The organism is Saccharomonospora iraqiensis subsp. iraqiensis (assembly GCF_000430445.1).
In the GTDB taxonomy this organism is placed as follows: Bacteria; Actinomycetota; Actinomycetes; order Mycobacteriales; family Pseudonocardiaceae; genus Saccharomonospora; species Saccharomonospora iraqiensis.
This window is the reverse complement of sequence record NZ_KE387099.1, coordinates 3,798-5,584: the sequence shown is the minus strand read 5'-3', so window position 1 is coordinate 5,584 and position 1,787 is coordinate 3,798. Positions and strand designations below refer to the sequence as shown.

Annotated in this window: 2 protein-coding genes and 1 pseudogene; 2 read left to right on the top strand and 1 reads right to left on the bottom strand. The window is 74.0% G+C overall.

What is annotated here, in order from left to right; translation table 11 throughout:
• On the top strand, positions 1-765 hold the full coding sequence (gene scpB / locus ACTIR_RS0113865) for an SMC-Scp complex subunit ScpB (RefSeq protein ID WP_233345910.1): 765 nt from the start codon (positions 1-3) through the stop codon (positions 763-765).
• Positions 752-1,507 carry a pseudouridine synthase gene (locus ACTIR_RS0113860; RefSeq protein WP_026454736.1) on the top strand — a complete coding sequence of 252 codons (756 nt, stop codon included), beginning with the start codon at positions 752-754 and terminating at the stop codon, positions 1,505-1,507. Before scpB ends, ACTIR_RS0113860 begins: the two co-directional genes overlap by 14 nt.
• Before the next feature lie 39 nt (positions 1,508-1,546).
• On the opposite strand, the pseudogene ACTIR_RS0113855 reads toward ACTIR_RS0113860, so the two are convergent.
• Positions 1,547-1,787: pseudogene (locus ACTIR_RS0113855) on the bottom strand (GNAT family N-acetyltransferase); the annotation flags it as partial.

Below are 1,787 nucleotides of genomic sequence, written 5' to 3'. Positions count from 1 at the left end.
GTGGAGCAACCACCGCCCGACGGGGGCGACCCGGCCGACGGGAGCGCCCCGGCGGCCGGGGGAATCGACGCGGCCGGAGAGGTCGACGGGAGCGACGTCGCCGACCGGAGCGACGCTGCCGGTGGCGACGATGCTGCCGGTGGGGAGGATGCTGCCGACGGGGACGACGCTGCCGGTGGGGACGACGCTGCCGGTGGTGCCGGGGGACGGGCACTGCCGGACGTGTCCTCCGACGACGCGCTGCGCTCGGCGCTGGAGGCGGTGCTGCTGGTGGTGGACGCGCCCGTGAACGAGGAGTCGCTGGCCGGGGCGCTGGAGCAGCCGGTGGACCGGGTCACCGAGATGCTGCGCACGATGGCCGAGGACTACAAGGACCGCGGCAGCGGCATCGACCTGCGGCGCGTGGCGGACGGGTGGCGCTTCTACACCCGGGACACCTACGCCCCGTTCGTGGAGAAGCTGCTGCTCGACGGGCAACGGTCCAAGCTGACCCGGGCCGCGTTGGAGACCCTGGCGGTGGTGGCCTACCGGCAACCGGTGACCCGGTCGCGGGTCGCGGCGGTGCGGGGTGTCAATGTCGACGGTGTCGTGCGCACACTGCTGGCCCGGGGGCTGATCGAGGAGAGCGGCACCGACCCGGAGACCGGCGGCACCCTGTACGGCACGACCGACCTGTTCCTGGAGCGGTTGGGGCTGTCGTCGTTGTCCGACCTGCCCCCGATCGCCCCCCTGCTTCCCGAGGTGGATTCGATTGACGACGGCTGACCGGCACGCGGACCGGCCCGAGGGTGTGCGGTTGCAGAAGGTGCTCTCCCGCGCGGGGGTCGCCTCCCGCCGCGCGGCGGAGGAGATGATCGCCGACGGCCGGGTGAGCGTGGACGGCGTGGTGGTGGAGGAGCAGGGCCGCCGGGTCGACCCGGACACCGCCGTGATCCGCGTCGACGGGTCGCGGGTGGTGGTCCGCGAGGATCTGGTGTACCGGGCGCTGAACAAGCCGCGCGGGGTGCACAGCACGATGACCGATGACCGGGGCAGGCCCTGTGTGGGCGACTACGTCTCCGACCGGCGACTGTTCCACGTCGGCAGGCTCGACGCCGACACCGAGGGCCTGCTGCTGCTGACCAACGACGGCGACCTGGCGCACCGGCTGATGCATCCGTCGTTCACCGTGCCCAAGACCTATGTCGCCGAGGTCGAGGGGTCGGTCTCCCGGGGGCTGGGCGAGACGCTGCGGGAGGGCGTGTCGCTGGAGGACGGGCCCGTGCGTGTGGACGGGTTCCGCATCGTCGACACCCGTCCCGGCCGCACCCTGGTGGAGCTGGTGCTGCACGAGGGCCGCAACCGCATCGTCCGGCGGCTGCTGGACGAGGTCGGTCACCCGGTCCGCAAGCTGGTCCGCACCGCGGTGGGCGACGTCCGGCTCGGCGACACGAAACCGGGCACCGTCCGTCCGCTCACACACGCCGAGATCGGGGCGCTCTACCGCGCGGTCGAGTCCGGCGGGTGACCACCCGGACGGCCCGGGCGGGGCCCGGGCCGTCCGGGCTCACTCCTCCGGGGCCGCCTCCGGGTCGTGCAGCCGCAGATCGAGGCTGCCGGTCAGCCGCAGTTCGCGGACCGTGCGTTCGCCGGTGTCCAGGGTGCGCACCGTGCCGTCCGGGTGCCACCCCGCGTGGCGGTAGAGGTTCAGCGTCGCCGAATCGGACTGCGCCACCCACGCGATGCCGCGTTCGGCGCCGCGCTCCCGCAGGGCGCTGGCCGCCGCCGCGAGCAACCGGCCACCGTGG